Consider the following 3,016-nt stretch of genomic DNA (forward strand, 5'->3'; position numbering starts at 1 on the left):
AAAACCTAAGTTTTATTTAACTCTCTGAGTTGTTCGTGCCTCGCTATGCGTTGGCGTTTCCCGTCTCAGTGGGGTCGCATTATAGGGAGATCCAAAAACAGATCAACACTTTTTTTCAATCTTTTGACTGTTCGCTCAAAAAGCATGCAAAACGCTTTAAAAGAACACTCAATCGATGCTTTTTCGAGTCTTTTTTGATGTAAATTAAATTATTTCACATAAATATCATTGCTATGTTCATTTATCGCGTTAAGATAGCAAGTTCACAATGTTAAATTAATGTTTATTTCCTGTTTATTGGTAGATCAAAATGAAATTACCCGATCAAAAATCTCTTATCTCTTCAGTTATCCTTGCTGTTATTGGTTTCGTTATAGTTAATTTTGCGCTTTCGAGCCTACAATTAAGTCCTGCACTGTTATTTGGTGCTGGTTTATTAATTGGTGGTGTAGTTATAGCTGCAATGTCATCTGGCGATGTAGAAGAAGCCGAAGTAAAAACAAAAACACTTTATGTGGGCAATCTTCCTTATCGTGCAAATGAAGGTGTAGTTCGCGCTTTATTTGAAGAACAAGGTAAAGTGTTTAATGTACGCCTATTAAAGGATAAAAATACTGGCAAACGTCGTGGCTTTGGCTTTGTTGAAATGGCAGAGCTAGATGCTGATAATGCTATTGCAAAATTAAACGATAGCGAGTTCCAACAACGTACATTGAAAGTTCGTGAAGCAAAACAAAAACAAGATGATGAATCTAACTCTTTTCGTTCTGAGTCAGATCAATCAGCGTAACTAGCTCCACCGGTTGCTTATCAACATAAATAGAAGCCGTTGCGTAATAACGTAGCGGCTTTTTCTTGCCTGTACAATTAACATCAAGCTCATCACTGCAAGCTATATTATGCTCTTTGAGTATTGCACACACCCGTTTGGCTATTGCTACGCCGGAATCAAGTAATAATACAGTGCTGTTAAAATACTCATTCAAACCTTTTGCTAAAATTGGGAAATGCGTACAACCTAACACGACTACATCCACTCTATTATCAATAGCGAGACTATCGAGCTCTGCAACTAGTTTGTCCTGGATAATCTTTTTACTTCGATATGTTTGTTCCGCCAACGTTACAAGTTCAACACTAGCATATAAATGTACTGTGACAGCTTGACCATGCTGGCTTATCAACTGTTGTGTATAACTACTTTGTACTGTTGCTGGTGTGGCCAATAAGGCAATATGCTGTGACTTAGATAATAAAGCGGCGGGTTTAATTGCAGGTACTACACCGACGATCGGTATCGTGGTTAATTCGCGAAGTGCGCTCAGTGCTGAAGTAGATGCGGTATTACAAGCAATAACTAACACATCAACGTGTAATTGTTGTGTTTCTATAAAAATTAATAATCCGCTGAGGCGCTGAATTATGGTTTGTTGACTCAGCTTTCCATAAGGTAGGTAGGCGTTATCCATAAAATAACTATAACGGCCATCAGGTATGTATTGCTGAATATGCTTCAGCACTGTGGTACCACCAATGCCCGAATCAAAAACCATGATATGAGGTGACAAACAACTCGCTCCTTATAATAACTAAGCTGAGCAGTTTGCCACGCGGTATACTGAAAATAAAGCTTATGCTTCACTCTCTAGTGCTGCTGAGCGCAATTTATTCATTTGCTCAAACATTGATTTTGTATAGTCGACTAATTTGCCTATTTCCTCTTGGTCTTGATTTAACCATTGTAAAATGCCTGACAGTTCATTTTGCAAACCAAGATCACCCGCTTTATTAAAGGCATTTTTTAGATCGTCATTAAATGGAGCTATTTTTTCAGCCACAGCTTTCTCTGGTGTTGGTTTATTCTCTTCATAGCCTTTTATTGCTGCATACGTTTTAGTTTGCTTTAAGTCCATTGAAAACGCGACTAGCTGTTCGTTGCCTAAGTTGAGCTCTTGTGCTTGTTCAAAGGCTTGTTCCAAATCACCACCAAAAAATGTTTTACTAACATTTTGCAAGTCTTCCATCATTGCATTAATAGCCTTTTGTTCATCTTCGTTTAAGTCACCATTTACTGACATGCTAAATGATAACTCCCGCGATTGTGATGATGCACTGGCATAACCTTCATTTTGACCATTACGCTGATAACTACTGGCTGATTGCTGTTTAAATGCATCAGCAAAACTAATACTCACTTCGTCACCTTCTGCAGTGGTGAAGTTATACTGAGCATTATTACTTAAACTTAAATACTGTGCTTGAGTAACACTGACAGAATCCGGTTTAGGGTTAAATAAATCCTCTTCAAACTCATCCAGGCCATTAAAAATACCTTCTTTGGATTTTTCTATGCCCTGCTCAATTTCGTCGTTTAGAATACCGGTATCTTTTAATTCACCATAAGCATCATCAATACCTGTTTGCACACCTTTGCGTGCATCACTAAGCATACCTTTGAGTTTTTCATTATCGGCTCCATTGACTTGCGCTTTCTTAACGGCACCAGTTACAAAGTCCAAAACGTTTTTGACGATTTCTTCAAAATCAAATAGTGGCTTGTCTTTTTTCTCTTCCGCGACAGGTAAGCCTAAAGCCTCAGCCATTTTGTCACCTAACACTTTTGCTGCTAATTCTTTACCACGTTGCTGGTAACTATCTTGAGGCGACTGTATTGTAGGTTGCTGTAATGCAGCTTTGTTACTGTATTTATTGACGTTGTTGTTTGGAACAAAGCCAAAGTTGCCAATTTTCATGATCCGACTCCTATTTTTGCTTACTTAAGTATCGGCCCAAAAATAAATAACTAAAGTAAAATGTACAAAAAAACAGCATTTGCTATTTCTCAAAATTAGGGCCTGTTGACCTTTAAGGATTAAAATTTGTTCAACCTCGGGGCGATTTAATCACGGCGCGAGATTTGTAACCTAGTGGGCTAAGTAAAAATTGAGCAAAGCTTCCGCGTCCTGCTCACGCCCCTTACTTACATCCATGTAAGTAACAAAGAGTTAATCGCCCC

General features: G+C 38.3%; 3 protein-coding genes. 1 reads left to right on the forward strand and 2 read right to left on the reverse strand.

Translation table 11 applies throughout. The features are described 5' to 3' along the window. The first annotated feature begins 310 nt into the window (after nt 1-310). On the forward strand, nt 311-790 hold the full coding sequence (locus H5154_RS22455) for an RNA-binding protein (protein WP_145242807.1): 480 nt from the start codon (nt 311-313) through the stop codon (nt 788-790). On the opposite strand, the gene murI is transcribed toward H5154_RS22455, so the two are convergent. Both murI and H5154_RS22465 read right to left on the reverse strand, forming a co-directional pair. Then, nucleotides 753-1,568, reverse strand: a complete 816-nt coding sequence (murI, locus tag H5154_RS22460) for a glutamate racemase (RefSeq protein ID WP_182719689.1) — start codon at nt 1,566-1,568, stop codon at nt 753-755. The two genes, H5154_RS22455 and murI, sit on opposite strands and share 38 nt — an antisense overlap. 63 nt (nt 1,569-1,631) lie before the next feature. After that, nucleotides 1,632-2,753 (reverse strand): DUF5610 domain-containing protein, encoded by a 1,122-nt coding sequence (locus H5154_RS22465; protein ID WP_149983391.1) that lies wholly within the window; start codon nt 2,751-2,753, stop codon nt 1,632-1,634. Nucleotides 2,754-3,016 lie beyond the last annotated feature (263 nt).

The sequence above is a fragment of the Pseudoalteromonas sp. SR44-5 genome (assembly GCF_014163675.1).
GTDB lineage: Bacteria > Pseudomonadota > Gammaproteobacteria > Enterobacterales > Alteromonadaceae > Pseudoalteromonas > Pseudoalteromonas rhizosphaerae.

Bases quoted from the DNA above. Each gene is read 5' to 3' on its own strand.
- H5154_RS22455 (WP_145242807.1), top strand. From the start codon at position 311: ATGAAATTACCCGATCAAAAATCTCTTATCTCTTCAGTTATCCTTGCT.
- H5154_RS22465 (WP_149983391.1), bottom strand. From the start codon at position 2,753: ATGAAAATTGGCAACTTTGGCTTTGTTCCAAACAACAACGTCAATAAA.